21 protein-coding genes and 1 tRNA gene are annotated in these 25,676 nt (G+C 58.3%); 15 read left to right on the top strand and 7 right to left on the bottom strand.

Going from position 1 to position 25,676, the window contains the following annotated elements:
* Window positions 1-38 precede the first annotated feature (38 nt).
* Both J3R80_RS12970 and J3R80_RS12965 read right to left on the bottom strand, forming a co-directional pair.
* Entirely contained in the window at window positions 39-965 is a 927-nt protein-coding gene (locus J3R80_RS12970; protein ID WP_275394206.1) for an FAD-binding protein, read from the bottom strand.
* Entirely contained in the window at window positions 965-1,723 is a 759-nt protein-coding gene (locus tag J3R80_RS12965) for an electron transfer flavoprotein subunit beta/FixA family protein (protein ID WP_275394205.1), read from the bottom strand. The genes J3R80_RS12970 and J3R80_RS12965 overlap by 1 nt, the downstream gene beginning before the upstream one ends.
* Before the next feature lie 238 nt (window positions 1,724-1,961).
* On the opposite strand from J3R80_RS12965, the gene J3R80_RS12960 reads away from it, so the two are divergent.
* Window positions 1,962-2,435, top strand: coding sequence for a GyrI-like domain-containing protein (locus J3R80_RS12960; protein ID WP_275394204.1), 474 nt, complete (start codon window positions 1,962-1,964; stop codon window positions 2,433-2,435).
* 16 nt (window positions 2,436-2,451) lie between these two features.
* Here J3R80_RS12960 and J3R80_RS12955 read toward each other — a convergent pair whose 3' ends face one another.
* The 4 genes from J3R80_RS12955 to J3R80_RS12940 all read right to left on the bottom strand — a co-directional run bounded on the left by J3R80_RS12955 (window position 2,452) and on the right by J3R80_RS12940 (window position 4,856).
* A complete protein-coding gene (locus tag J3R80_RS12955) occupies window positions 2,452-3,024 on the bottom strand; it encodes a cob(I)yrinic acid a,c-diamide adenosyltransferase (RefSeq protein WP_275394203.1) in 573 nt (190 codons plus the stop codon).
* Window positions 3,024-3,230, bottom strand: a complete 207-nt coding sequence (locus tag J3R80_RS12950) for a twin transmembrane helix small protein (RefSeq protein WP_275394202.1) — start codon at window positions 3,228-3,230, stop codon at window positions 3,024-3,026. Before J3R80_RS12950 ends, J3R80_RS12955 begins: the two co-directional genes overlap by 1 nt.
* Window positions 3,231-3,303: 73 nt before the next feature.
* Window positions 3,304-4,140: an SDR family NAD(P)-dependent oxidoreductase gene (locus J3R80_RS12945; protein WP_275394201.1), complete on the bottom strand. Its 837-nt coding sequence runs from the start codon at window positions 4,138-4,140 to the stop codon at window positions 3,304-3,306.
* 122 nt (window positions 4,141-4,262) lie between these two features.
* Window positions 4,263-4,856, bottom strand: a complete 594-nt coding sequence (locus J3R80_RS12940) for an SH3 domain-containing protein (RefSeq protein ID WP_275394200.1) — start codon at window positions 4,854-4,856, stop codon at window positions 4,263-4,265.
* A gap of 210 nt (window positions 4,857-5,066) precedes the next feature.
* On the opposite strand from J3R80_RS12940, the gene J3R80_RS12935 reads away from it, so the two are divergent.
* From J3R80_RS12935 to J3R80_RS12915, 5 genes are all read left to right on the top strand, one after another.
* Window positions 5,067-7,400, top strand: coding sequence for a DNA topoisomerase IV subunit A (locus J3R80_RS12935; protein ID WP_275394199.1), 2,334 nt, complete (start codon window positions 5,067-5,069; stop codon window positions 7,398-7,400).
* Window positions 7,401-7,403: 3 nt separating this feature from the next.
* Complete coding sequence (locus J3R80_RS12930) at window positions 7,404-8,579, top strand: DUF898 family protein (protein WP_275394198.1); 1,176 nt, start codon at window positions 7,404-7,406, stop codon at window positions 8,577-8,579.
* On the top strand, window positions 8,576-9,751 hold the full coding sequence (locus J3R80_RS12925; RefSeq protein WP_275394196.1) for a M48 family metallopeptidase: 1,176 nt from the start codon (window positions 8,576-8,578) through the stop codon (window positions 9,749-9,751). The genes J3R80_RS12930 and J3R80_RS12925 overlap by 4 nt, the downstream gene beginning before the upstream one ends.
* A 172-nt stretch (window positions 9,752-9,923) precedes the next feature.
* Complete coding sequence (tuf, locus tag J3R80_RS12920; RefSeq protein WP_275394186.1) at window positions 9,924-11,099, top strand: elongation factor Tu; 1,176 nt, start codon at window positions 9,924-9,926, stop codon at window positions 11,097-11,099.
* Window positions 11,100-11,564: 465 nt separating this feature from the next.
* Complete coding sequence (locus J3R80_RS12915) at window positions 11,565-12,191, top strand: hypothetical protein (protein ID WP_275394195.1); 627 nt, start codon at window positions 11,565-11,567, stop codon at window positions 12,189-12,191.
* Window positions 12,192-12,211: 20 nt separating this feature from the next.
* On the opposite strand, the gene J3R80_RS12910 is transcribed toward J3R80_RS12915, so the two are convergent.
* Complete coding sequence (locus J3R80_RS12910) at window positions 12,212-13,054, bottom strand: hypothetical protein (RefSeq protein ID WP_275394194.1); 843 nt, start codon at window positions 13,052-13,054, stop codon at window positions 12,212-12,214.
* A gap of 132 nt (window positions 13,055-13,186) precedes the next feature.
* Here J3R80_RS12910 and J3R80_RS12905 point away from each other — a divergent pair.
* From J3R80_RS12905 to rpoC, 9 genes are all read left to right on the top strand, one after another.
* Window positions 13,187-13,262, top strand: a tRNA-Trp gene (locus tag J3R80_RS12905).
* Window positions 13,263-13,392: 130 nt separating this feature from the next.
* Window positions 13,393-13,584 (top strand): preprotein translocase subunit SecE, encoded by a 192-nt coding sequence (gene secE, locus J3R80_RS12900; protein WP_191287655.1) that lies wholly within the window; start codon window positions 13,393-13,395, stop codon window positions 13,582-13,584.
* Window positions 13,585-13,737: 153 nt separating this feature from the next.
* Window positions 13,738-14,271 carry a transcription termination/antitermination protein NusG gene (gene nusG, locus J3R80_RS12895; RefSeq protein WP_275394193.1) on the top strand — a complete coding sequence of 178 codons (534 nt, stop codon included), beginning with the start codon at window positions 13,738-13,740 and terminating at the stop codon, window positions 14,269-14,271.
* Window positions 14,272-14,390: 119 nt separating this feature from the next.
* The gene (gene rplK / locus J3R80_RS12890; RefSeq protein WP_275394192.1) at window positions 14,391-14,816 is read left to right on the top strand and encodes a 50S ribosomal protein L11; all 426 of its coding nucleotides are present in this window, start codon (window positions 14,391-14,393) and stop codon (window positions 14,814-14,816) included.
* A 1-nt stretch (window position 14,817) separates the two neighbouring features.
* Entirely contained in the window at window positions 14,818-15,516 is a 699-nt protein-coding gene (rplA, locus tag J3R80_RS12885) for a 50S ribosomal protein L1 (RefSeq protein ID WP_275394191.1), read from the top strand.
* Between the two features lie 444 nt (window positions 15,517-15,960).
* Window positions 15,961-16,473, top strand: coding sequence for a 50S ribosomal protein L10 (rplJ, locus tag J3R80_RS12880; protein ID WP_091428110.1), 513 nt, complete (start codon window positions 15,961-15,963; stop codon window positions 16,471-16,473).
* A 69-nt stretch (window positions 16,474-16,542) separates the two neighbouring features.
* Complete coding sequence (rplL, locus tag J3R80_RS12875; RefSeq protein WP_191287651.1) at window positions 16,543-16,920, top strand: 50S ribosomal protein L7/L12; 378 nt, start codon at window positions 16,543-16,545, stop codon at window positions 16,918-16,920.
* Window positions 16,921-17,165: 245 nt separating this feature from the next.
* Complete coding sequence (gene rpoB, locus J3R80_RS12870; RefSeq protein ID WP_275394190.1) at window positions 17,166-21,302, top strand: DNA-directed RNA polymerase subunit beta; 4,137 nt, start codon at window positions 17,166-17,168, stop codon at window positions 21,300-21,302.
* Window positions 21,303-21,352: 50 nt separating this feature from the next.
* Entirely contained in the window at window positions 21,353-25,609 is a 4,257-nt protein-coding gene (gene rpoC / locus J3R80_RS12865) for a DNA-directed RNA polymerase subunit beta' (protein WP_275394189.1), read from the top strand.
* Window positions 25,610-25,676 lie beyond the last annotated feature (67 nt).

The following is a 25,676-nucleotide window of genomic DNA, read 5'->3' as shown; positions in this document are numbered from 1 at the left end:
GAAACAGCGGGCCTTGATCAATTCAGATCGTTTCGACGTCAGAGTTTTTCGGTCAGGGCCGGGACGGCGTCGAAGAGGTCGGCAACCAGTCCGAAGTCGGCAACCTGGAAGATCGGGGCTTCTTCGTCCTTGTTGATCGCAACGATGATCTTCGAGTCCTTCATGCCAGCCAAGTGCTGGATGGCGCCCGAAATGCCGACGGCGATGTAAAGATCGGGGGCGACGACCTTGCCGGTCTGACCCACCTGCCAATCGTTCGGGGCATAGCCCGAGTCGACGGCTGCGCGGGATGCGCCAACGGCGGCACCCAGCTTGTCGGCCAGTTTCTCGATCAGGGCGAAGTCGTCTTCCGACCCAACACCGCGACCGCCGGATACGACAACGCCAGCCGAGGTCAGCTCGGGCCGGTCGCTTTCGGCAACCTTGTCTTCGACCCATTCCGACAGGCCTGGGTTGGCGGCAGCCGACACGGTTTCGACAGATGCGGACCCGCCTTCGCCAGCCGCATCAAAAGTCGATGTGCGGAAGGTGATGACCTTCTTGGCATCTGACGACTTCACAGTCTGCACGGCGTTACCGGCATAGATCGGGCGTTCAAATGTATTGCCGTCAACAACGCCGGATGCGTCCGAGATCACCATAACGTCCAGAAGCGCAGCCACGCGGGGCATCACGTTCTTGGCGTCGGTGGTGGCGGGGGCCACGATGTGCTCGTAATCGCCAGCCAGCGAAACGATCAGGGCTGCGGTCGATTCGGCCAGGCGGTGACCCAGCGATGCGTCTTCGGCAACCAGCACCTTCGACACGCCGTCGATCTTGGCAGCAGCGTCGCCAGCAGCGGCGGCAGATGCGCCAGCGGCCAGAATGGTCACGTCACCCAATGCCTTGGCGGCGGTGACAGCCTTGGCGGTGGCGTCCATCGCCAGTTCGCCATTGTTGACTTCTGCGAGAAGAAGAACAGCCATTATACAGCCCCCGCTTCTTTAAGTTTCTCTACCAGCTCGTCCACGGAACCAACGATGATGCCAGCAGCACGGGCTGCAGGTTCGGTGGTTGAAACGATCTCAAGGCGCGGGGTCACGTCAACGCCGTAATCCGCAGCGGTCTTTTCATCCAGCGGCTTTTTCTTGGCTTTCATGATGTTCGGCAGCGACGCATAGCGCGGCTCGTTCAATCGCAGGTCAACGGTGACGATGGTCGGCATCGACACTTTGATGGTCTGAAGGCCGCCGTCCACTTCGCGGGTCACAACAGCCTTGTCGCCGTCAATGTCCAGCTCGGAAGCGAAGGTGCCTTGCGACCAGCCCAGCAGGGCCGACAGCATCTGGCCGGTGGCGTTCATGTCGTTGTCGATGGCTTGCTTGCCCGCCAGAACAAGGTTCGGCTGCTCTTCTTCCACGACTTTCGCCAGAATCTTTGCAACGGCCAGCGGTTCGATGTCGTCGTGAACATCGTCGGCAGCGACCACCAGAATGGCACGGTCGGCCCCCATCGCCAGCGCCGTGCGCAGGGTTTCCTGAGCTTGCTTCACGCCGATTGATACGACGACGATTTCCTCCGCCTTGCCGGCTTCCTTCAGGCGGATGGCCTCTTCGACGGCAATCTCGTCAAAGGGGTTCATCGACATTTTCACGTTTGCAAGATCGACACCCGTTCCGTCCGCTTTCACACGAACCTTCACGTTATAGTCGATCACGCGCTTCACAGGCACAAGCACCTTCATTGGCGTGTCTCTCCCAATTAGGCCCCGGTTGGGGCGGTCTCAGTTCCCCACCCGTTTACCGGGTCGGAGACGCTGAAAACAGCGTAAAATCGTCACGTTCTGTCCAAAGGACGCCGCGTTTTTTGCTTTTGACGGGGATTCGTTACGAGAATGTTTCTGCCAAGCGGCGATTGGGGACTTTTGCACCGACACGGGAGCGGCGTGCATAGTGTTCGGGAATCGGTAAGGAGTATTTGAAATGCAGACAGAGACAGAACCACTGGAGGTCATTGATGCGCCCGCGCGGACGATAGCGGGCACTACGAAAACTTACGACATGCAATCCCGAACGGCCATTCCGGATCAATGGCGGGCGTTTTTCCAGGCAGACCACCAGATCGAAAACAGTGTCGCGGGCGTAATGTATGGTGTGTCGTTCGACGCCGATGCCGCAGGCACATTTCGCTATGCCGTCGGTCTGGAAGTGTCAGACCGGTCTGCGACATTGGCGCCAGAGCTGTGTTACGTAGATTTGTCGCAAGGGCGATATGCCGTGCGCCGGGCCTTTGGTCCAGTAAGCGAGCTGCCGCGGATTTTCGACCGTGTTTTCGCCAAGGATTTGCCTGCCAAAGGGTTGCACGAACGCGATGGCGCTTGTTTTGAACGCTATCCCGATGATCCACGCAACAGCGCGGATATCATGGCCTATGAAATCTGGGTTCCGGTTCAGTGACGGGCTGTGCTTCAATCTAGCGGTTCGCCCCCGGCACCCAGAGCACGTCTGATTTGCCGTCATCATTGGCGATGCGGGCGGCAACAAAGCACCAGTCCGACAGGCGGTTCAGGTATTTGATCGCGGCTGGGTTCACATCCTCCTGTGCGGCCAGTTCGGTGGCCAGGCGTTCGGCCCTGCGACTGACGGTGCGCGACAGGTGCAGATGGGCGGCAAGCGCGGACCCGCCGGGCAGGATGAAACTGCGAAGCGGCTCCAACGCCTTGTTCATCGCATCGATCTCGGCCTCCAGCCGGTCGACCTGTTCCTGCGCCATGCGCAGCGGGGGATATTCGGCCTCGGCATCCTTTGCCATTTCGGGGCGGCAAAGATCGGCGCCAAGATCAAACAGGTCGTTCTGAATGCGTGCAAGGGCGGCGTCGACGTCCCCCTCGGCATGAAGTCTGGCCAGCCCGATGGTCGCGTTGGTTTCATCCACGGTGCCATAAGCATCAACGCGGGGCGAATGCTTGGCGACACGCGACCCGTCGCCCAATGCGGTTTCGCCCTTGTCCCCTGTGCGGGTGTAAATCTTGTTCAGAACAACCATCAGCCAGCACCTCCGCGCAGCCAGACAAAAAGAAGGATCAGCGCGATGGCAATGGCCTGCGCCGCGACGCGCCACCGCATCATCTTGTTGGAATATTTCCGCGAGGTGTCTCCGCCGATGCCAAACGATCCGATGCCAAGCATCAGAATGATAACCACGGCACCGCAGGCAACCGCGACAAGTACGAATAATGGGTCGTCGAACATGGAAAATCCTCGGCTTCAGTCCCTGATGAGATAGACCTGCAAGGGCAAAAAGGCGAGGGGTAATCGGCCGCGTTCAGCCATTGGGCGTCAGGCGGTCCCCCATCCGGGTTGACAGAACGCGCCGGGCGATCCCTGCGATGCGGGTCGCGGTGGTGACGTAGTAGCGCGGTTTTGGCTTGGGGCTTTCCAGCGCATGGATCAGTTTGTCGGTGACGGCCGAGGGGGGCAGTTCGAACCGGTCTGGTGTGCCGCTGTCGTCATACAGACGCTCGCGCAACTTGCGATACAGGCCAGCACGTGGGCTGTTTTCCCAGTCGATCCAACGTTCGAAATGCGGTTGTGCGTTCTGGCGGATTTTCGTGGTGATCGGGCCGGGCTGGATCAGGACAACCTTGATGGGTGTGCCGCGCATCTCAAGCCGCAAGGTGTCGGTCAGGCCTTCCAGCGCAAACTTTGACGCAACATAAGCGCCGCGCCACGGCATGGCGGCAAACCCCAGAACCGAGGAATTGTTGATGATCCGACCGTGACCCTGCGCCCGCATGATCGGCAGGGCAAGGCGTGACAGATGGTGGTAGCCAAACAGGTTCGTCTCGAAAATGTACCGTAGCGCATCGGTGGGAAGGTCTTCGACTGCGCCGGGGATCGCGAAGGCTCCGTTGTTGAACAGCGCGTCCAGCGTGCCGCCGGTGCGATTGGTGGCCTCAGCGATGGCAGCATCCATGCTTGCCTCGTCCGCGTGATCAAGCAGGAAACTTTCAAAACCTTCGGAACGGAGGCGTTCGCAGTCAGCCTGTTTTCGACACGTGGCGAAAACCCTCCAGCCGCGCTTGGCCAATGTTTGCGCTGCGTCATAGCCGATACCGGACGAACAGCCGGTGATCAGAATGGATTTTCCGTTGGTGGTCATGCGGTGATCCCTGTTCTGCGCAGGCAGCACTAAGTCGGCAGAGCGGGGCGGGGTCAATAAAAAACGACGCGGGCCGACAATCGGCCGCGCCGTTGAGCCCATCTTGGCTCATTCATCTTTTGTCAAAGCTGCGACGTCAGGAATTTCGACGCCATGAAGCCGCGTTCGCCGGTGTCGACCACTTTGATCTGGCTCCAACCGCTGTCGGTCGTGCCCATATTGTAAACCTCGGTCCCGCGGGTAAGCTTGGCGACAACGCCGTGGCTGGTCGACGGTCCTGCGCGCATGTTTACGGTTGTACCGCTGACGAAGACGGTTGGAAATGCGTCGGTGGTCAGGTTTGCGGTCGCAGGTGTCGGTTTGGCGATTTTGGACGCCATCTTCCGGGCTGCCGCTTCTGCCAGCTCTGCTGGCGATTGCGGCGCCTGAGCACCAGCATCCGTGACGGGTACGGCCATCAATCGTGCAGGTGTGGCCTTGGCCGGTTCCGTGACCGTCGGTGCTGCATTTGCTGTCGCGATAACCTCGCCTTCTGCGGTTTCGGGTGAGGCTGAAATCCCCAGATCAGGTGATGCAGATACCGGCACAATCGTGTCCTGCGCAATGGTTGGCTCGCGCCCGATACGGTCAACCGGCAGATCGCTATCCCGCCCGAAATGGACCATCGCGACGCCAAGCACCCCGATCGTCAGGCAGCTTAGTTTAATAATTCCCACAATTTTCCCCTTTTAACCATCTACTCTTAACGAGGTTTTTTTATTCTTCTGTTCGACTTCCTAACGCCGACCCCCATCGGCAGGATTGAAACAGAAGCTTGTTTTGTTGGTGTTAAAATGAACACCGCGTCATAAAAATTTCAGGGGAAAGATCGACATCCTTTCCCACGGTAGCTTTACCCTTCCCACAGCACTCGATACACAACAATTATGAACGATTTGACCGACGACAGCAATAAAAAGTCCCATTCCGTATCCGAGCCTTTGCGCCGGGCGATTGGGGATCGCTACCTGACCTATGCCCTGTCCACCATCATGCACCGGGCCTTGCCCGACGCGCGCGATGGTTTGAAACCTGTGCACCGCCGCATTCTTTATGCGATGTCGCGGCTGAAGCTGGCGTCAGGTGGCAAGTTCCTGAAATCCGCGAAGATTTCCGGCGATACGATGGGGGATTTCCACCCCCATGGTGACGCGGCGATTTATGACGCCATGGCGCGTTTGGCGCAGGATTTCGCGGTGCGCTATCCGTTGGTCGACGGGCAGGGGAACTTTGGCAATATCGACGGGGACAACCCGGCCGCCAGCCGATACACCGAGGCGCGGATGACCTTCGTCGCCGAGGCGATGTTGCAAGGGCTGGACGAAAACGCCGTTGATTTCCGCGACAATTACGATGGTCGTCTGACGGAACCGGTGGTTCTGCCCGCCGAATTTCCGAATCTGCTGGCCAACGGGGCGTCGGGGATTGCTGTGGGCATGGCCACCAACATCCCCCCGCACAACATTGCCGAACTGATCGACGCGTGCCTGCACATGATCAAGGTGCCGGACGTGCGTGACGACACGCTTCTGAACTATGTGCCCGGCCCGGATTTTCCGACCGGCGGGGTGATTGTCGAGCCGCGTGAGAATATCGCACAAGCCTATCGCACCGGGCGCGGATCGTTCCGGCTGCGCTGCAAATGGGAGGTCGAGGATCTGGGTCGCGGTCAATGGCAGATCGTCGTGACCGAGATCCCGTATCAGGTTCAGAAGTCCAAGCTGATCGAAAAGATCGCCGAGTTGATCCAGACCAAGAAGATCCCGATTCTGGCCGATGTGCGCGACGAAAGCGCCGATGACATCCGCATCGTGCTGGAACCGAAATCCAAGAACGTGGATGCCGAGCTTCTGATGAACCTTATGTTCCGCAACTCGGACCTTGAAACGCGGTTCAGCCTGAACATGAACGTGCTGATCGACGGCGTGACGCCGAAAGTATGTTCGATGAAAGAGGTGCTGCGCGCCTTTCTTGATCACCGCCGCGATGTGCTTCTGCGCCGCTCGCGTCACCGGATGGAAAAGATCGACCACCGGCTTGAGGTGCTCGAGGGCTTTATCGTTGCTTTCCTGAACCTTGATCGCGTCATCGACATCATCCGCTATGACGATGATCCCAAGGCCGCCCTGATGCGCGAGGATTGGGGCCGCGATCACGTTCGGGCGATGAGTGAAGCGGATTACGTCAGTCCGGCCCCCGGTGAGGGCGAGCTGTCCGATGTGCAGGTTGATGCGATCCTGAACATGCGTTTGCGCAGCCTGCGGCGTCTGGAAGAAATCGAGCTTGTGCGCGAACGCGATGCGTTGATGGAAGAGCGCGCTGGGCTTGAGGATCTGCTGGACAGCGACACCCTGCAATGGGCGCGTATTTCCGAGCAGTTGAAAGAGACCAAGAAGCAGTTTGGAAAGGACTACGAAGGGGGCGCCCGCCGCACCCAGTTCGCCGAAGCGGGCGAGGTCGAGGATGTGCCGCTGGAAGCGATGATCGAGAAGGAACCTATCACGGTCGTTTGTTCGCAAATGGGTTGGATCCGCGCCATGTCGGGCCATATCGACCTGACCCGCGAGTTGAAATTCCGCGACGGTGACGGACCCCGCTTCATCTTCCACGCCGAAACCACCGATAAACTGCTGGTGTTCGATTCCAACGGCAAGTTCTTCACCCTGTCGGCAGCCAATCTGCCCGGTGGGCGTGGCATGGGGGAACCCTTGCGCCTTATGGTCGACCTGCCGAACGAGGCCGAGATCGTGGACCTGTTCATTCATCAGCCCGGGCGGCGCCTTCTGGTCGCTTCGACCGAGGGGAACGGGTTTATCGTCGGTGAAGATGATGTTCTGGCGCAGACCAGGAACGGCAAACAGGTGCTGAACGTGGGGGATGCGCGGGCCAAGGTCTGCAAGCCGGTCGAAGGCGATCACGTCGCGATCGTGTCGGAAAATCGCAAGCTGCTGGTGTTCCCGGTGGCCGAGATTAACGAGATGACACGGGGCAAAGGTGTGCGGCTTCAGAAATACAACAGTGCGCGCGGCAAGCAGGGCGTGCTTGAGCTGGACGGCGGTTTGTCTGACCTCAGGACCTTCGACTGGGAAGTTGGTTTGTCATGGCCTGCCACCGGTGACCGCACCCGGACCGAGCCGGACATGTCCCCGTGGCTGGGCAAGCGTGCAGGCGTTGGCAAAGCACCGCCGCATGGCTTCCCGCGTGATAACAAGTTTGACTGACCGATGCCGCCTGCCAGCCTGAACATCACTTACTCTGGGCGCAAAGGCCCGATGCTTGGTCTGGCGCTGCGAACCGGTCTTCTGACCATACTGACCCTTGGGTTCTATCGGTTCTGGGCCAAGACGCGCCTGCGTCGTTATTACTGGAGTGCCATCCGCCCCGGAGGGATACCGCTGGAATATGTGGGCGATCCGCTGGAAAAGCTGCTGGGCTTCCTTGTCGCCGTGGTATTCATGGCCTTCTATATCGGGATCGTGAACCTGCTTTTGATGTATGTCAGCTTTGCGCTGCTCAATGGCAATGTCGCGGCCTATCTTCTAAGCTTCGTGGGTCTCGCCCCCATCGTGTTTTTCGCCCAGTATCGTGCCCGCCGGTATATTCTGGCCCGCACCCGCTGGCGGGGCATTCGGTTTGGGTTGGAACCCGGCGCATGGGGCTATGCGTGGCGCGCCATGGTGCACTGGGGGCTTGCCATTGTGACGCTGGGGCTGGCCTGGCCGCTGACCACGCTTTGGCTTGAGAAGTACAGGATCAGCCACACCTATTACGGTGATCAGGTTTTCGTGCAGGGCGGGCGGCGCGGGATGCTGTTTGGATCAATGAAGCACATCTACTATCCGCTTGGGCTGTCTGTGATCGCCGGGGGGATGACTGCCGCGTTTGAAAACCCAGCTTGGATCGCGGCGTTCGTTCTGACAGTGCCTTGGTTTGTCTATGGGCTGGCCTATTGGCGCGCCGACAGTTTCAAACGCATGACCGAGACGAAAGAACTGGGCGCGATGCGGTTTCGCACCTTCCCCCGGCCCGGCAAAATTGTCGGCATCTACGCGCTGGGCTGGTTTCTGATCTATCTGGTCTTCACGGGATTGACCCTTATCGCCATGGGAATCCTTTTGGCGGCGGTCGGTGGCGCGGGGTTTGATATCGAAAATCCCGATCAGATAGAAATGATGTTGGCCGCTGGCACTCCTGTTCTGGTCTTTGTCTACTTTGTGATTTTCCTTGGGTATCGCGCGATGACTCATGCGTGGATCACGCTGCCCATCGCCGCGCATTTTGCGGAAGTCACGCAGATCCTGAACGCCGAGGATCTGCACGAGATCACCCAACGCGACCGGGATGAGTTTGCGGAGGCAGAAGGATTTGCCGAGGCGTTGGATGTGGGGGCAGCGATTTGACCGAAACACAGACACGCGCCGCCGCGTTCGCGGATTTTGTTGCGGGCGAGCGTGCGGTCCTGACGCGCGTATCGGTATGCTTGCTGGCGGAAGGGCTTGAGCTGGCGCAGCCGGATGGTCAGTCCGTGATCTGGCGCTGGGCCGAGTTGCGGGCCGAACCCGATCAGGCCGACAAGGACGCGCTGGTGATCAGCCGATCCGGCGACAAGGTCGCACGGCTTTACCTTCGGGACAAAAATGTGAAGGCACAGGTTCGCACCCGCGCACCGCATCTGAAAAAACGCGACCGGGCGATCTCGGTCCCCAAGTTGGTGACGTGGGCCGGCGGTGCGGCGGCGTCTGTCGCGGCGATTATTTTCGTGCTGGTGCCAATGATGGCCGCACAACTGGCCGTGTTGCTGCCGCCTGAGGGCGAGAAGGCGCTGGGCGACACCACGTTTGAACAGATTCGCATGGCGCTGGACGAAACCGGGCTGGCAGGGGCCGCAATCTGTGAAGCCCCCGCAGGGAATGCTGCCATGCAGGCCATGTATGACAGGCTTAACCCCGCATCCGATCTGCCTTATGACATTCAGATACACATTCTGGATCACGATATGGTCAACGCCTTTGCCCTGCCGGGCGGGCGCATCGTCTTCTTTCGTGGGCTGATCGAACAGGCAGAGAACCCGGAGGAAGTCGCCGCCGTTCTGGCCCATGAAATCGGTCATGTCGTCAATCGCGACCCGACCCGCGATGCGCTCAGATCGGCAGGATCTCTGGGTGTTCTGGGCCTTTTGTTTGGTGATTTTGCGGGCGGGACCATAGCCCTTTTTCTGGCCAATCAACTGATCAATGCATCCTACAGCCAGTCGGCCGAGGCAGTCGCAGACGACTATGCCCATGAATTGCTGGACAAAGCCGGAGTGTCACCTGCCGCGCTGGGCACGATGTTCGAACGATTGCTGGCCGAGCATGGCGACGCGGAGGGAATCGTGGCGCATTTCATGTCACATCCGCAAATGGGCGAACGGATTGCAGCGGCACAGGCGGCCGTTGTTGAAGGACAGACCTATGGGTCGATACTTGAAGCGGATGCCTGGCGATCCCTGCAAACCGTTTGCGGCGGCACGTCAGCGGTTCAATCTGATCAGGATTTGCCGGACAAGAAGCCTTGGCCGGGCGACGACTGAACCGATGTCGCAAGGTCTTGCGGCGGTTCATGGATTCCCAAATGAAACAATCTTGCCTTTCCCGCTGATGCAGGCCACGGAAGCCTTGATTTTCCCGCCGTGAACGAGTAGTCAGCGCGCGATATTGAACCCGGGTTCGGCGAAACCCCATCAGACACAAGGCTTACGGCACATGGCTAAGGAAAAGTTTGAACGCTCCAAACCGCACGTCAACATCGGCACGATTGGGCACGTTGACCACGGCAAGACCACACTGACGGCTGCGATCACCAAGTATTTCGGTGACTTCAAGGCCTATGACCAGATTGACGGTGCACCGGAAGAGAAAGCGCGCGGGATCACGATCTCGACGGCGCATGTTGAGTATGAAACCGATACGCGTCACTACGCCCACGTCGACTGCCCCGGCCACGCTGACTATGTGAAGAACATGATCACGGGTGCGGCGCAGATGGACGGCGCGATCCTGGTTGTGAACGCAGCTGACGGCCCGATGCCGCAGACGCGCGAGCACATCCTGTTGGGCCGCCAGGTTGGTATCCCGACCATGGTCGTTTACATGAACAAGGTTGATCAGGTTGACGACGAAGAGCTGCTTGAGCTGGTCGAGATGGAAATCCGTGAGCTTCTGACCGAATACGGCTATCCGGGCGACGATGTTCCTGTCATTCCGGGTTCGGCTCTGGCCGCTCTGGAAGGTCGCGACGAGGCGATCGGCGAGGATTCGATCCGCAAGCTGATGGCCGCTGTGGACGAGTTCATCCCGACACCGGCCCGCCCGGTTGACGGTGCGTTCCTGCTGCCGATCGAAGACGTGTTCTCGATCTCGGGCCGCGGTACGGTTGTGACCGGTCGTGTTGAGCGTGGTGTTGTGAATGTTGGCGACGAGATCGAAATCGTCGGCATCAAGGACACGCAGAAAACCACCTGCACCGGCGTTGAAATGTTCCGCAAGCTGCTGGATCGCGGTGAAGCTGGCGACAACGTTGGCGTTCTTCTGCGCGGTATCGACCGTGAGAAAGTTGAGCGTGGCCAGGTTCTGTGTAAGCCGGGTTCGGTGAACCCGCACACGAAGTTCGAAGCCGAGGTCTATATCCTGACCAAGGAAGAGGGTGGCCGTCACACGCCGTTCTTCGCGAACTACCGTCCGCAATTCTACTTCCGGACCACCGACGTGACCGGCACGGTTGAACTGCCTGCAGGCACCGAGATGGTGATGCCGGGCGACAACCTGAAGTTCAACGTTGAACTGATCGCCCCGATCGCGATGGAAGAAAAACTGCGCTTCGCCATCCGCGAAGGCGGCCGCACCGTCGGTTCGGGCGTTGTCTCGAAGATTATCGAGTAAGAACGCCCCGCGTTCTTGCAGCGACAGGCGATTTGGCGGTTACGCCAAATCTGCCGAGAGCTTAAGTAATCGGATCTCCGATGCTTCAACCGAAAGGGCGCCCCACGGGGCGCCCTTTTTGGTTCAAGCCATGAGATGATCTGAGACGCACAATCAAACATTTGTCGAAGATTATCGAGTAACAATGTGGCTTGGGCGTACGCCCAAACGCATTGAGTGGGGACCAGAATTTGGCGCAGCCAAATTTAAGGCCCCACCCGCTCGCAAATCACAAAAGGGCCTCGCACCACGCGGGGCCCTTTTGTTTTGGCGACAGGTGAATTGACGCAGTCAAATCGCCGAGAGTCAGAGAGACTGAAGATCAGGAAAGGGCGCCCCGCGGGGCGCCCTTTTTGATTGGATACTCTTGCCGTTGAGTAATCAATCTATAGTGTAGCGATTAACCTAATTGCCACTGTAGGGCGCGTGATCTTGCTGTTCTTGTTCATCGTAACGTTTCTGTCGCTGTTGTTCACACTTTTTGCCCTGTTCGAGCCGGGGTGGGCTGATTTTCTTCTGATCTCATTGCCCGTTGCGTTGGCCAGCTTGTTCTTGTTGCTGCGATTGTTGATGACGCAGCCGCGGTCGGTGAAGCGAAAATCCCCGCGCCCTGCGCATAACCCGCGCCCTGCGCATAAGAAGGTTTGGGCAATCGTTGATGGGTCGAATGTGATGCACTGGGCAGACGGAGAGCCCAGTGTTGATCCGCTTTACGCGGTAACGCGGCGATTGAAAAAACTTGGCTTCTCTCCTCGGGTCTTTTTCGATGCCAACGCCGGGTATCTTCTTATGGGGCGGTATCTGCATGATCGTGATTTTGAAAACATCCTGCGTTTGCAGAGTTCATCAGTTACCGTGGTTCCCAAGGGAACAGTCGCGGATGAAGAGATCTTGCGCGAAGCGCGCAAACTAAAAGCAATCGTTGTGACGAATGATCGTTATCGCGATTGGGCGGACCGATATCCCGAAGTGCGGAAGAACGGGTTCCTGATGCGTGGGAAATATACGTCGAACGGATTGGTATTGGACGTTGATGTCAAAGTGACCGCGTAAGATGAACGGCGGCGAACACCTTACGATTTATCCGGATCCATCATCCTGTGACCCGTCCGAACCCCCGGATTGGCCTTGATGGCGCGTTTCATCCGGTAAATACGCTGTTTCTTGCGCCAGCTTCGGGCAAGGGGCTGAACCTCGGTCAGGCAGTCGATAAGTGCGTTGTCGTCAAGGTTGCCGACCTTGCCAACCTCCAGCGCCTCGTCGTCAACCTTGCGGATGTTCTGGAAGATCACGGTGTCGTCGGGGCAGAAGGCCACCGGCCTGAACCAGTCTTTCATCAGCTGCATCTGCACCGGGATCCATGGAAGCCGCCAGTGGAAGTAATCTTGCTGCACCACCAGTGATTGCCCCGGTATAAGGTGCGGAAAGAACCGTTCGGCGATGCCGTCTGTGGTCTCGGTCGATTTTGCGGCGTCCATGACCAATAGTTCAATCGGTGAACCGTCCCAGGTCTTTGTCATGATGTCGCCGCGGTGCAGGGTGACGCGATCTTCCCACGGTTCCAGAAGGTCGCGGGCCAGCCAATAGATGTCGGCCCCTTCGAACGGCGCGATGCCCTTGCGATAGAGTTCGTGCGTCTTGGTCCGCTCATCCGCCTTGAAGCGGTCATACGCATGGACCCAATGGGATTTGCCCGCGTCCATATGCCCGTCAGCCAGTCGCGCCGTTGACCCGCCTACGAAGCATCCCAGATCAACGACGGCTCCGATATCCTGGGTCCAATGCGACGTCAGCCAGTAATAGAGTTTCTGCTCTCGCTGCGCCAACATGGTGGGCACGCTCAGGGCTTGCTCCATCTCGGCACGGTTGATGGCACGCCATGGTGCCGCCTTGAACTCACTGGTATCCCGTATCATCTTAATTCCGTGTTACCGCATCATCTGGCAGGTAAACAGCCGAAGATTTAAGCTCGGGTTGCTTTCTTCGCAGATTGTCGCTGAAAGCGCTTGAAAACCCCTGCGCCTTGCCGTAATCCGACCCTCGGTCCTAGGGGTATAGCTCAGTTGGTAGAGCGACGGTCTCCAAAACCGTAGGTCGCGGGTTCGAACCCTGCTGCCCCTGCCATTTCCACCGCATCGCTGACCCTGACCACGTCTTTTCGGCTTAATTGTCGCGGCACAGGTCCGACGAGGCTTGAAAACCCCGCGCGCATTGCGTAATTGACCGCCTGTTACATGAAAGGCTGAGAAACAAGATGACCAATCCGCTGCAATTCATCCAGCAGGTGCGTGCCGAAGTGTCGAAGGTGACGTGGCCGACCCGCCGCGAAGTGCTTCTGACCACAGGTATGGTCTTTGTGCTGGCCGCGCTGACGGCGCTGTTCTTCTCGCTTGTCGATCTGGGTATTCGCAGTGGCTTGGCCGCTGTGCTTGGTCTGTTTGGCTGAGTTTTTGCCTGACCCCTTGAAATGAGCACGTATCGGGGGTAGTTCGGGCGACACTTCGGGACGGGCGTGTGGCGATTCGAGTTGCACGCCGCTTTTTTGTTCCCGAAATAGGAATTTGAATGGCCCTTTGGGCGCAAGAAGGCAGAGGCTGATATGGCGAAACGGTGGTATTCGGTGAGCGTGCTCTCGAACTTCGAAAAGAAGATTGCCGAGCAGATCAAGACCTCGGTCGAGGAAAAAGGTCTGGGCGAGGAAATCGACGAGGTTCTGGTCCCCACCGAAGAGGTGATCGAGGTTCGTCGCGGTAAGAAGGTGACCACCGAACGTCGTTTCATGCCCGGCTATGTGCTGGTGCATATGGAAATGTCGGACGAGGGTTATCACCTGATCACGTCGATCAACCGTGTCACCGGTTTCCTTGGCCCACAGGGTCGACCGATGCCGATGCGGGACGCCGAAGTAAACGCGATCCTGAACCGCGTTGAAGAAGGTGTCGATGCGCCGCGCACCCTGATCCACTTCGAGGTGGGCGAGAAGGTTGCGGTGACCGATGGTCCGTTCGAAGGCTTCGACGGTATGGTTGAAGATGTGGACGACGAAAACCAACGCCTGAAGGTGACGGTGTCGATCTTTGGCCGGGCCACCCCGGTCGAACTGGAATACACGCAGGTTACGAAACAAACCTGACGTGGTTGCCGCCCCATCGGGCGGACGTGGGAGGGGCAGGGATCGCGATCCCCAATCCAGACCACGGCAATCGAAGGCAAAGGGACGCGTCCCCGCGCTGTTGTTAAAGGAGAAGCCAAATGGCTAAGAAACTCGCTGGCACGATGAAGCTGCAGGTTCCTGCAGGTCAAGCCAACCCCAGCCCGCCCGTCGGCCCCGCCCTGGGTCAGCGCGGCATTAACATCATGGAATTCTGCAAGGCGTTCAACGCCAAGACGCAGGAAATGGAGCCCGGTGCGCCGTGCCCGACCGTGATCACCTATTATCAGGACAAGTCCTTCACGATGGACATCAAGACGCCGCCTGCGTCCTATTTCCTGAAAAAAGCCGCCAAGCTGAAGTCGGGTGCCAACAAGCCCGGTCATGAAACGGCTGGCACGGTGACCGCTGCCCAGGTGAAAGAGATCGCCGAGGCAAAAATGAAAGATCTGAATGCGAACGACATCGACGCCGCCATGCAGATCGTACTGGGCTCGGCCCGGTCCATGGGTATCGAGGTGAAGTAAGATGGCGAAACTGGGTAAACGCACCAAAGCCGCACGCGAAGCATTCGCCGGCAAAGAGAACCTTTCGGTCGAAGAAGCTGTTGCGCTGGTCAAGGGCAACGCGAAAGCAAAATTCGACGAAACCATCGAAATCGCCATGTCGCTGGGTGTCGATACGCGCCATGCAGACCAGATGGTCCGCGGTGTGATCGGCCTGCCGAACGGCACCGGTAAAACCATGCGCGTCGCCGTGTTCGCACGCGGCCCGAAAGCGGAAGAAGCTCAGGCAGCTGGTGCCGACATCGTCGGCGCGGAAGACCTGATGGAAACCATTCAGGGTGGCAAGATCGAGTTCGATCGTTGCATTGCAACGCCGGACATGATGCCGATCGTTGGTCGTCTGGGCAAAGTTCTTGGTCCGCGCAACCTGATGCCGAACCCCAAGGTCGGCACTGTGACCATGGACGTGAAGGAAGCTGTCGAGGCGGCCAAGGGCGGTCAGGTTCAGTTCAAGGCTGAAAAAGGCGGCGTGGTTCACGCCGGTCTTGGCAAGGCCTCGTTCGACGAAGCCAAGCTGGTTGAAAACGTGCGCGCCTTTGTCGACGCCGTGCAGAAAGCCAAGCCGACCGGTGCCAAAGGCACCTATATGAAGAAGATCGCGCTGAGCTCGACCATGGGTCCGGGCGTCACCATTTCGGTGGACAACGCGACTGGGAACTGATCTTCGTCAGTCAAGCACACGGAAGGGCGCCGTTCATGGCGCCCTTTTTTGTTTGGATATGTGCTTTTGCCCTGTGACCGGTTTTATGCTAGTGTGCAAAAGTCATGAGGGTGACGTGTGAAAACACGCGCCCGTTTAGGGGTTGGAAAACCGCTTCAAACATCTTACATAGCTCATGCAGTCCAGCGTGCGATTCGTCGTGCGCTGTTTTGCATTTCGTCCGAGACGGTGGGTGACGCTGGTGGGCCAAGCTGAAAAGCAACCGCGCGCAAGGGTCATAATTCCTGCCTGAGATGGGAAATGAACAAAAGAATTCTCGTGGCCGTTTGGCTTTGGGGCGATTTTGCGAAGGACCCGTATCACGGACCCGATTGCCGGGTTTTCTCTGAAAACCTGGTGAAATAAGAGCCGGAGGGTCTGACCCTCCATACTTGGAGTAAAACTGTGGATAGAGCCCAGAAAGAGAAAGTGGTCGAGGAACTCGGCCAGATCTTCGAAAGCTCTGGCGTCGTAGTGGTTGCACACTACGCGGGTCTCACGGTTGCCGAGATGCAGGACCTGCGGTCGCAAATGCGCGAAGCTGGCGGGTCGGTGCGTGTTGCCAAGAACAAGCTCGCCAAAATCGCCCTGGAAGACAAGCCGGCCGCTTCTATCGCCGACCTTCTTTCGGGCATGACCGTTCTTGCCTATTCCGAAGATCCTGTGGCTGCGGCCAAGGTCATGGAAGGTTACGCCAAGACCAACGACAAGCTCGTTATTCTTGGTGGTGCCATGGGCGAGACGGCGCTGGATACGGCCGGTGTCAAAGCTGTTGCCGCTATGCCGTCGCGTGACGAGCTTATTGCTTCGATCGTCGGCTGCATTGGCGCACCTGCTTCGAACATCGCTGGGGCCATTGGCGCGCCTGCTTCGAACATCGCATCCATCTTGTCCACGATCGAGGACAAGGCTGCTTAAGCAATCTGAGCCCCGTGTAGCGGATGACCGCCTCACGTTGGAACACATCTAATAACGGAAAGAAGTCAAATGGCTGATCTGAAAAAACTGGCTGAAGAGATCGTGGGTCTGACCCTTCTCGAAGCACAAGAACTGAAAACCATCCTGAAGGACGAATATGGCATCGAGCCCGCTGCTGGCGGCGCTGTCATGATGGCCGGTCCTGCTGGTGGCGACGCTGGTGCGGCTGCCGAGGAAAAAACCGAGTTCGACGTCGTTCTGAAGAACGCCGGCGCCTCGAAAATCAACGTCATCAAAGAAGTTCGCGGCATCACCGGTCTTGGCCTGAAAGAAGCCAAGGAACTGGTCGAAGCTGGCGGCAAGATCAAAGAAGGCGTGGACAAAGCCGAAGCAGAAGACATCAAAGGCAAGCTGGAAGCAGCTGGCGCCGAAGTCGAGCTGGCCTAAGCCCTGCGCTTTTGGGCCGGTTCAGGCCCATGAATATGGCTGGGCCCGGAGAAATCCGGGTCCAGCCGAACCTGTCTTGAAGAGGGCCTGATTGGTCGGGCGTTCTTCTGGGAAAGGTTCAATGGATCGGGAGGAAACCCTTGGGCGGGTTTCCGGGAATTGGTTCGAACCCCCAGTCTCGGACGAGGCGTCGCCGGTGACCCGACGGTCGGCGCATCAGTTGAGAAATGAAAGGTAATTACCTTATGGCGCAGACCTATCTTGGCCAGAAACGCTTGCGTAAGTACTACGGCAAAATCCGTGAAGTGCTTGAGATGCCGAACCTGATCGAGGTTCAGAAAAGCTCTTATGACCTGTTCCTGAACTCCGGTGATCAGCCGCAACCGATGGACGGCGAAGGCATCAACGCTGTTTTCCAGTCGGTGTTCCCGATCAAGGATTTCAATGAAACCGCAATTCTGGAATTCGTGAAATACGAGCTGGAAGAGCCGAAATTCGACGTGGAAGAATGCCAGCAGCGCGACCTGACCTATTCGGCGCCGTTGAAGGTGACTCTGCGTCTGATCGTGTTCGATGTGGACGAAGATACCGGCGCCAAGTCGGTCAAGGACATCAAGGAACAAGACGTGTTCATGGGCGACATGCCCCTGATGACGCCCAATGGCACCTTCGTCGTTAACGGCACCGAGCGTGTGATCGTGTCCCAGATGCACCGCTCGCCCGGTGTGTTCTTTGATCACGACAAGGGCAAGACGCATTCGTCGGGCAAATTGCTGTTTGCCTGCCGCATCATTCCCTATCGCGGTTCGTGGCTGGATTTTGAATTTGACGCCAAGGACATTGTTTTCGCGCGTATCGACCGCCGCCGCAAGCTGCCGGTGACGACCCTGCTTTATGCACTGGGTCTGGATCAGGAAGGCATCATGGATGCCTATTACGACACGGTTCAGTACAAGCTGAAGAAGAACAAGGGTTGGGTTACCAAGTTCTTCCCCGAACGCGTCGCAGGCACCCGCCCGACGATGGACCTGATCAATGCAAAGACCGGCGAAGTGATCGCCGAAGCCGGCAAGAAGATCACCCCGCGCGCAGTCAAGAAGCTGATGGAAGACGGCAAGGACATCGACCTGCTGGTGCCGTTCGATTCGATCGTCGGCCGGTTTGTCGCCAAGGACATCATCAACGAAGACACCGGCGCGATTTATGTCGAAGCCGGTGATGAACTGACGCTTGAGCACGACAAGGATGGCGAGTTGATCGGCGGGTCGCTGAAAGAACTGCTGGATGCGGGCATCACCGACATTCCGGTTCTGGACATCGACAACGTCAATGTCGGCCCCTACATCCGCAACACCATGGCGGCGGACAAGAACATGGGCCGCGACACCGCGCTGATGGACATCTATCGCGTGATGCGTCCGGGTGAACCCCCCACCGTCGAAGCCGCTTCGGCCCTGTTCGACACGCTGTTCTTTGACAGCGAGCGGTACGACCTGTCTGCCGTTGGCCGTGTGAAGATGAACATGCGTCTCGACCTTGACGCCGAGGATACTCAGCGCACCTTGCGCCGCGAGGACATCGTGGCCTGTATCAAGGCGCTGGTGGAACTGCGCGACGGCAAGGGCGATATCGACGATATTGACCACCTGGGCAACCGTCGTGTGCGCTCGGTCGGTGAGTTGATGGAAAACCAGTATCGCGTCGGCCTTCTGCGCATGGAGCGTGCGATCAAGGAACGTATGTCCTCGGTCGAAATCGACACCGTGATGCCGCAGGACCTGATCAACGCGAAACCGGCTGCGGCTGCTGTGCGCGAGTTCTTTGGCTCGTCGCAACTGTCGCAGTTCATGGACCAAACCAACCCGCTGTCGGAAGTCACCCACAAACGCCGCTTGTCGGCGCTTGGGCCGGGCGGTCTGACACGAGAACGCGCGGGCTTCGAGGTGCGCGACGTGCACCCAACCCATTATGGCCGCATGTGTCCGATTGAAACGCCGGAAGGGCCGAACATCGGTCTGATCAACTCGCTGGCAACCTTCGCTCGTGTGAACAAGTACGGCTTTATCGAAACGCCCTATCGCAAGGTTGTGGAAGGCAAGGTCACGGATGAAGTGAACTACATGTCCGCGACCGAGGAAATGCGCCACACCGTGGCGCAAGCCAACGCGCATCTGGACGAAGAAGGCCGGTTCGAGAACGAGCTGGTGAACACCCGTCAGTCGGGCGAATACACCATGGCGCAGCGCGAAAGCGTTGACCTGATCGACGTGTCGCCCAAGCAGCTGGTTTCGGTTGCGGCCTCGCTTATTCCGTTCCTGGAAAACGACGACGCCAACCGCGCTCTGATGGGCTCGAACATGCAACGTCAGGCGGTTCCGCTTTTGCGGGCCGAAGCGCCGTATGTCGGCACCGGTATCGAAGGCAAGGTTGCCATCGACTCGGGTGCTGCCATTCAGGCCAAGCGTGGCGGTGTGATCGACCAGGTGGATGCAACCCGTATCGTTGTGCGCGCCACCGAAGATCTGGGTCTGGGGGATGCGGGCGTCGACATCTATCGTCTGCGCAAATTCCAGCGTTCGAACCAGAACACCTGCATCAACCAGCGTCCGCTGGTGAAAGTTGGTCAGCGCGTGTCCAAAGGTGAAGTCATTGCCGATGGTCCGTCGACCGATATGGGTGAGCTGGCTCTGGGTAAAAACGTGGTCGTCGCGTTCATGCCCTGGAACGGCTACAACTACGAAGACTCGATCCTGATTTCGGAACGTATCGCACGCGATGACGTCTTCACTTCGGTGCATATCGAAGAGTTCGAAGTTGCTGCCCGTGACACCAAACTTGGGCCGGAAGAAATCACCCGCGACATTCCGAACGTCGGTGAAGAAGCGCTGCGCAACCTCGATGAGGCTGGCATCGTTTACATCGGTGCGGATGTTGAACCGGGCGATATTCTGGTCGGTAAGATCACTCCGAAGGGCGAAAGCCCGATGACGCCGGAAGAAAAGCTTCTGCGCGCCATCTTCGGTGAGAAGGCATCGGACGTGCGCGACACCTCGCTTCGTGTGAAGCCGGGTGACTTTGGTACCGTTGTTGAGGTCCGCGTCTTCAACCGCCACGGCGTTGAAAAAGACGAACGTGCCCTTCAGATCGAGCGCGAAGAGGTCGAAAGCCTTGCCCGCGACCGTGACGACGAGCTGCACATTCTGGAGCGCAACATCTATGCGCGCCTGCGTGGCATGATCGAAGGCAAGGTCGCCGTGAAGGGGCCGAAAGGCGTCAAGGCCGGGTCGAAGATCACCGACGAGCTTCTGGAAAGCCTGAGCCGCGGCCAGTGGTGGCAGCTTGCGCTGGAAGACGAGGATGATGCCAAGATCGTCGAAGCCCTGAACGAGCAATTCGAAGCCCAGAAACGTGCCTTGGATGCACGGTTCGAGGACAAGGTCGAGAAAGTCCGTCGTGGCGACGACCTGCCGCCGGGTGTCATGAAGATGGTCAAAGTCTTCGTTGCCGTGAAGCGCAAGCTTCAGCCGGGCGACAAGATGGCCGGTCGTCACGGGAACAAAGGTGTTATTTCCAAGGTTGTACCGATGGAAGATATGCCGTTCCTGGCTGATGGTACGCCGGTTGACTTCTGTCTGAACCCGCTGGGCGTGCCGTCGCGTATGAACGTTGGTCAGATCCTTGAAACCCACATGGGTTGGGCCGCACGCGGTCTGGGTCTGAACGTGGACGAAGCCTTGGACGAATATCGCCGCTCGGGCGATCTGACTCCGGTGCGTGAGGCCATGCGCATCGCCTATGGCGACGATGTCTATGAAGAAGGCATCTCGGGCATGGACGAAGACACGCTGGTGGATGCAGCATCGAACGTCACCCGCGGCGTGCCGATCGCAACGCCCGTCTTCGATGGCGCCAAGGAAGCAGACGTCAACGACGCGTTGACGCGTGCCGGGTTCGACACGTCGGGCCAATCGGTTCTGTTTGACGGTCGCACCGGCGAGCAGTTCTCGCGCCCCGTCACGGTTGGTGTGAAGTACCTGCTGAAACTGCACCACCTGGTCGACGACAAGATCCACGCGCGTTCGACTGGCCCGTACTCGCTTGTCACGCAGCAGCCGCTGGGTGGTAAGGCGCAGTTCGGTGGTCAGCGCTTCGGTGAGATGGAAGTCTGGGCTCTGGAAGCATATGGCGCGGCTTACACGCTGCAAGAGATGCTTACCGTCAAGTCGGATGACGTTGCTGGCCGTACCAAAGTGTACGAGAGCATCGTCAAAGGCGAGGACAACTTCGAAGCCGGTGTACCGGAATCGTTCAACGTTCTTGTCAAAGAAGTCCGCGGCCTCGGCCTTAACATGGAACTCCTGGATGCGGAGGGCGAGGAGTAAGGCGCCTGCCTTACCCCTCCCACCCTTCCCCTGATTAAAGGAAACGCAAAATGAACCAGGAACTGACAACCAACCCGTTCAACCCGCTGGCTGCCCCCAAGACCTTTGATGAAATCAAGGTGTCGCTGGCCAGCCCGGAACGGATCCTTTCGTGGTCGTATGGCGAGATTAAAAAGCCCGAGACCATCAACTACCGGACGTTCAAGCCTGAACGTGACGGTCTGTTCTGTGCCCGTATCTTTGGCCCGGTCAAAGATTACGAATGCCTGTGCGGCAAGTATAAGCGTATGAAGTATCGCGGCGTTGTCTGCGAAAAATGTGGTGTTGAAGTTACCCTTCAAAAAGTACGCCGCGAGCGTATGGGCCATATCGAGCTGGCCGCGCCCGTCGCGCATATCTGGTTCCTCAAGTCGCTGCCGTCGCGCATCGGCCTGATGCTGGATATGACGCTGCGTGATCTGGAACGCATCCTGTACTTCGAAAACTACGTTGTGATCGAGCCGGGCCTGACGGACCTTCAATATGGTCAGCTGATGACCGAAGAAGAGTTCATGGACGCCCAGGACACCTATGGCATGGACGCCTTCACGGCGAACATCGGTGCCGAAGCCATCCGCGAAATGCTGGCGGCGATTGATCTGGAAGCCGAAGCCGAGCAGTTGCGTGCTGATCTGGCTGAAGCCACCGGCGAGTTGAAGCCCAAGAAGATCATCAAGCGTCTGAAGATCGTTGAATCGTTCATTGAATCGGGCAACCGCCCGGAATGGATGATCCTGACCGTGATCCCGGTCATCCCGCCCGAGCTGCGCCCGCTGGTGCCGCTGGACGGTGGCCGTTTCGCGACCTCGGATCTGAACGATCTGTATCGCCGCGTGATCAACCGGAACAACCGTCTGAAACGTCTGATCGAGCTGCGCGCCCCTGATATCATCGTCCGCAACGAAAAGCGGATGCTGCAGGAATCGGTCGATGCCCTGTTCGACAACGGCCGCCGTGGCCGCGTGATCACCGGCGCCAACAAGCGTCCGCTGAAATCGCTGTCGGACATGCTGAAAGGGAAACAGGGTCGCTTCCGTCAGAACCTTTTGGGGAAACGCGTCGACTTCTCGGGCCGTTCGGTCATTGTGACCGGTCCGGAGCTGAAGCTGCACCAATGTGGTCTGCCGAAGAAGATGGCGCTGGAGCTGTTCAAGCCGTTCATCTACTCGCGTCTTGAAGCCAAAGGCCTGTCTTCGACCGTGAAGCAAGCCAAGAAACTGGTGGAAAAAGAGCGTCCCGAAGTCTGGGATATTCTGGACGAGGTGATCCGCGAACACCCGGTCATGCTGAACCGTGCGCCCACGCTGCACCGTCTTGGCATTCAGGCGTTCGAACCGGTTCTGATCGAAGGTAAAGCCATCCAGCTGCACCCGCTTGTCTGTTCGGCATTCAACGCTGACTTCGACGGTGACCAGATGGCTGTGCACGTGCCGCTGTCGCTGGAAGCCCAGCTGGAAGCCCGTGTCCTGATGATGTCGACGAACAACGTTCTGTCGCCCGCCAACGGCGCACCGATCATCGTTCCGTCGCAGGATATGATCCTTGGCCTTTACTACATCTCGATGGAGCGTGAAGGCATGAAGGGCGAGGGGATGGTGTTCTCGGACGTTGACGAGGTTCAACATGCTCTGGACGCTGGCGAAGTGCATCTGCATGCCAAGGTTCAGGCGCGTCTGCCGCAGGTGGACGAAGAGGGCAACACCGTGATGATGCGCTTTGAAACCACGCCGGGCCGCATCCGTCTGGGCGCGCTTCTGCCGCAGAACAACAAGGCGCCGTTTAGCCTTGTGAACCGTCTGCTGCGTAAGAAAGAAGTGCAGCAGGTCATCGACACCGTCTATCGTTATTGCGGTCAGAAAGAGTCGGTTATCTTCTGTGACCAGATCATGTCCATGGGCTTCAAGGAAGCGTTCAAGGCTGGCATCTCGTTCGGTAAGGACGATATGGTTATCCCGGACACCAAATGGCCGATCGTGGACGAAACCCGCGATCAGGTTAAAGGGTTCGAACAGCAGTACATGGACGGTCTGATCACGCTGGGCGAGAAGTACAACAAAGTTGTCGACGCCTGGTCGAAGTGTAACGACAAAGTCACCGACGCTATGATGGACACCATCTCGGCGAACAAACGCGACGAAAATGGCGCCGAAATGGAACCGAACTCGGTTTACATGATGGCCCACTCGGGTGCGCGTGGGTCGGTTACGCAGATGAAACAGCTGGGCGGCATGCGCGGCCTGATGGCGAAACCTTCGGGCGAGATTATCGAAACGCCGATTATCTCGAACTTTAAAGAAGGTCTGACCGTGCTTGAGTACTTCAACTCGACCCACGGTGCCCGTAAGGGTCTGTCGGATACCGCTCTGAAAACCGCGAACTCGGGTTATCTGACCCGTCGTCTGGTTGACGTGGCGCAGGACTGCATCGTGCGTATGGTCGATTGCGGCACCGAAAACTCGATCACCGCGGAAGCGGCGGTCAATGACGGTGAAGTGGTTGCGTCGCTGGGCGAACGTGTTCTGGGCCGCGTAGCTGCCGAGGACGTTCTGGTTCCGGGCACTGACGAGGTGATCGTGGCCAAGAACGAGCTGATCGACGAACGCAAAGCGGACGAGATCGAAGCCTCGGGCGTGGCAACTGTGCGCATGCGCAGCCCGCTGACCTGTGAAGCCGAAGAAGGCGTTTGCGCCAACTGCTATGGTCGTGACCTGGCACGCGGCACGCGTGTGAACACCGGCGAAGCTGTCGGTATCATCGCGGCGCAGTCGATCGGTGAACCGGGCACGCAGCTGACGATGCGGACCTTCCACATTGGTGGGGTTGCCCAGGGTGGCCAACAGTCGTTCCAGGAAGCCAACCAAGACGGCAAGATCGAATATCGTAACGCCAATATTCTGGAAAACCGTGACGGCGAGATCGTTGTCATGGGCCGGAACATGGTTCTGGCCATCATTGATGGCAACGATGTGGAACGCGCCACGTTCAAACTGGGCTACGGCTCGAAACTTCACGTCAAGGACGGCGCGAAAGTGGCGCGTGGCGACAAGTTGTTTGAATGGGATCCGTATACGCTTCCGATGATTGCTGAAAAGGACGGGACGGTGAAGTTCGTCGACCTGATCAGCGGTATTTCGGTGCGTGACGAAACCGATGATGCAACCGGCATGACACAGAAGATCGTGTCTGACTGGCGGTCGGCGCCGAAAGGCAACGAACTGAAGCCGGAAGTGATCATGGTCGGCGAAGATGGCGAACCGGTGCGCAACGAGGCCGGCAACCCCGTCACCTATACCATGTCGGTGGATGCGATCCTGTCGGTCGAGGACGGTCAGTCGGTGAAAGCCGGTGACGTGGTCGCGCGTATCCCGCGCGAAGGCGCCAAGACCAAGGACATCACCGGTGGTCTGCCGCGTGTGGCCGAACTGTTCGAAGCGCGTCGCCCGAAAGATCACGCGATCATCGCCGAAATCGATGGTTACGTGCGCTTTGGCCGTGACTACAAGAACAAGCGTCGCATCTCGATCGAGCCTGCGGATGAAAGCCTTGAGCCCGTCGAATACATGGTGCCCAAGGGCAAGCACATTCCGGTTGCGGAAGGTGACTTCATCCAGAAGGGCGAATACCTCATGGACGGCAACCCTGCGCCGCATGACATCCTGTCCATCATGGGTGTCGAGGCCTTGGCTGACTACATGATCGACGAGGTTCAGGACGTCTATCGCCTGCAAGGTGTGAAGATCAACGACAAGCACATCGAGGTGATCGTTCGCCAGATGCTGCAGAAGTGGGAGATCTTGGACTCGGGCGAAACCACGCTTCTGAAGGGCGAGCATGTGGACAAGGCCGAGTTTGACGCTGCCAACGAGAAGGCAGCGGCAGAGGGTCGTCGTCTGGCATCCGGTGAGCCGATCCTTCTGGGGATCACCAAGGCATCGCTGCAAACGCGTTCGTTCATCTCGGCCGCGTCGTTCCAGGAAACCACCCGCGTTCTGACCGAGGCGTCTGTCCAAGGTAAACGCGACAAGCTGGTCGGCCTGAAAGAGAACGTCATCGTCGGTCGCCTGATCCCGGCCGGGACCGGTGGGGCCACACAGCGTGTGCGTCAGGTTGCACAAGCCCGCGATATGAAGGTGATCGAAGAAGCCCGCGCAGAAGCCGAAAAAGCTGCTGCCTTGGCTGCACCATCGGAAGATGTTTTCGGCGACACGTCCGAGGATGACAACGGATTGGTCGAAACACCAGAATTCGGTGGTTCAGAGCAACCCTGATCCGAACAATAAGTCTACAGGAAAGCCCCGCCAACAGGCGGGGCTTTTCATTTGCCAGATCAACACT

The sequence above is a fragment of the Aliiroseovarius sp. Z3 genome (assembly GCF_029105185.1).
In the GTDB taxonomy this organism is placed as follows: domain Bacteria; phylum Pseudomonadota; class Alphaproteobacteria; order Rhodobacterales; family Rhodobacteraceae; genus Aliiroseovarius.
This window is presented reverse-complemented; position numbering and strand designations above follow the sequence as displayed.

What these genes read in the sequence shown, in the direction of transcription:
- J3R80_RS12945 (WP_275394201.1), bottom strand. Translation starts at nt 4,140, where the DNA reads ATGACCACCAACGGAAAATCCATTCTGATCACCGGCTGTTCGTCCGGT.
- J3R80_RS12935 (WP_275394199.1), top strand. Translation starts at nt 5,067, where the DNA reads ATGAACGATTTGACCGACGACAGCAATAAAAAGTCCCATTCCGTATCC.
- nusG (WP_275394193.1), top strand. Translation starts at nt 13,738, where the DNA reads ATGGCGAAACGGTGGTATTCGGTGAGCGTGCTCTCGAACTTCGAAAAG.
- rplA (WP_275394191.1), top strand. Translation starts at nt 14,818, where the DNA reads ATGGCGAAACTGGGTAAACGCACCAAAGCCGCACGCGAAGCATTCGCC.
- rplK (WP_275394192.1), top strand. Translation starts at nt 14,391, where the DNA reads ATGGCTAAGAAACTCGCTGGCACGATGAAGCTGCAGGTTCCTGCAGGT.
- J3R80_RS12960 (WP_275394204.1), top strand. Translation starts at nt 1,962, where the DNA reads ATGCAGACAGAGACAGAACCACTGGAGGTCATTGATGCGCCCGCGCGG.
- rplL (WP_191287651.1), top strand. Translation starts at nt 16,543, where the DNA reads ATGGCTGATCTGAAAAAACTGGCTGAAGAGATCGTGGGTCTGACCCTT.
- J3R80_RS12955 (WP_275394203.1), bottom strand. Translation starts at nt 3,024, where the DNA reads ATGGTTGTTCTGAACAAGATTTACACCCGCACAGGGGACAAGGGCGAA.
- secE (WP_191287655.1), top strand. Translation starts at nt 13,393, where the DNA reads ATGACCAATCCGCTGCAATTCATCCAGCAGGTGCGTGCCGAAGTGTCG.
- J3R80_RS12970 (WP_275394206.1), bottom strand. Translation starts at nt 965, where the DNA reads ATGGCTGTTCTTCTTCTCGCAGAAGTCAACAATGGCGAACTGGCGATG.
- rpoC (WP_275394189.1), top strand. Translation starts at nt 21,353, where the DNA reads ATGAACCAGGAACTGACAACCAACCCGTTCAACCCGCTGGCTGCCCCC.
- rpoB (WP_275394190.1), top strand. Translation starts at nt 17,166, where the DNA reads ATGGCGCAGACCTATCTTGGCCAGAAACGCTTGCGTAAGTACTACGGC.
- J3R80_RS12930 (WP_275394198.1), top strand. Translation starts at nt 7,404, where the DNA reads ATGCCGCCTGCCAGCCTGAACATCACTTACTCTGGGCGCAAAGGCCCG.
- J3R80_RS12965 (WP_275394205.1), bottom strand. Translation starts at nt 1,723, where the DNA reads ATGAAGGTGCTTGTGCCTGTGAAGCGCGTGATCGACTATAACGTGAAG.
- J3R80_RS12950 (WP_275394202.1), bottom strand. Translation starts at nt 3,230, where the DNA reads ATGTTCGACGACCCATTATTCGTACTTGTCGCGGTTGCCTGCGGTGCC.
- tuf (WP_275394186.1), top strand. Translation starts at nt 9,924, where the DNA reads ATGGCTAAGGAAAAGTTTGAACGCTCCAAACCGCACGTCAACATCGGC.
- J3R80_RS12910 (WP_275394194.1), bottom strand. Translation starts at nt 13,054, where the DNA reads ATGATACGGGATACCAGTGAGTTCAAGGCGGCACCATGGCGTGCCATC.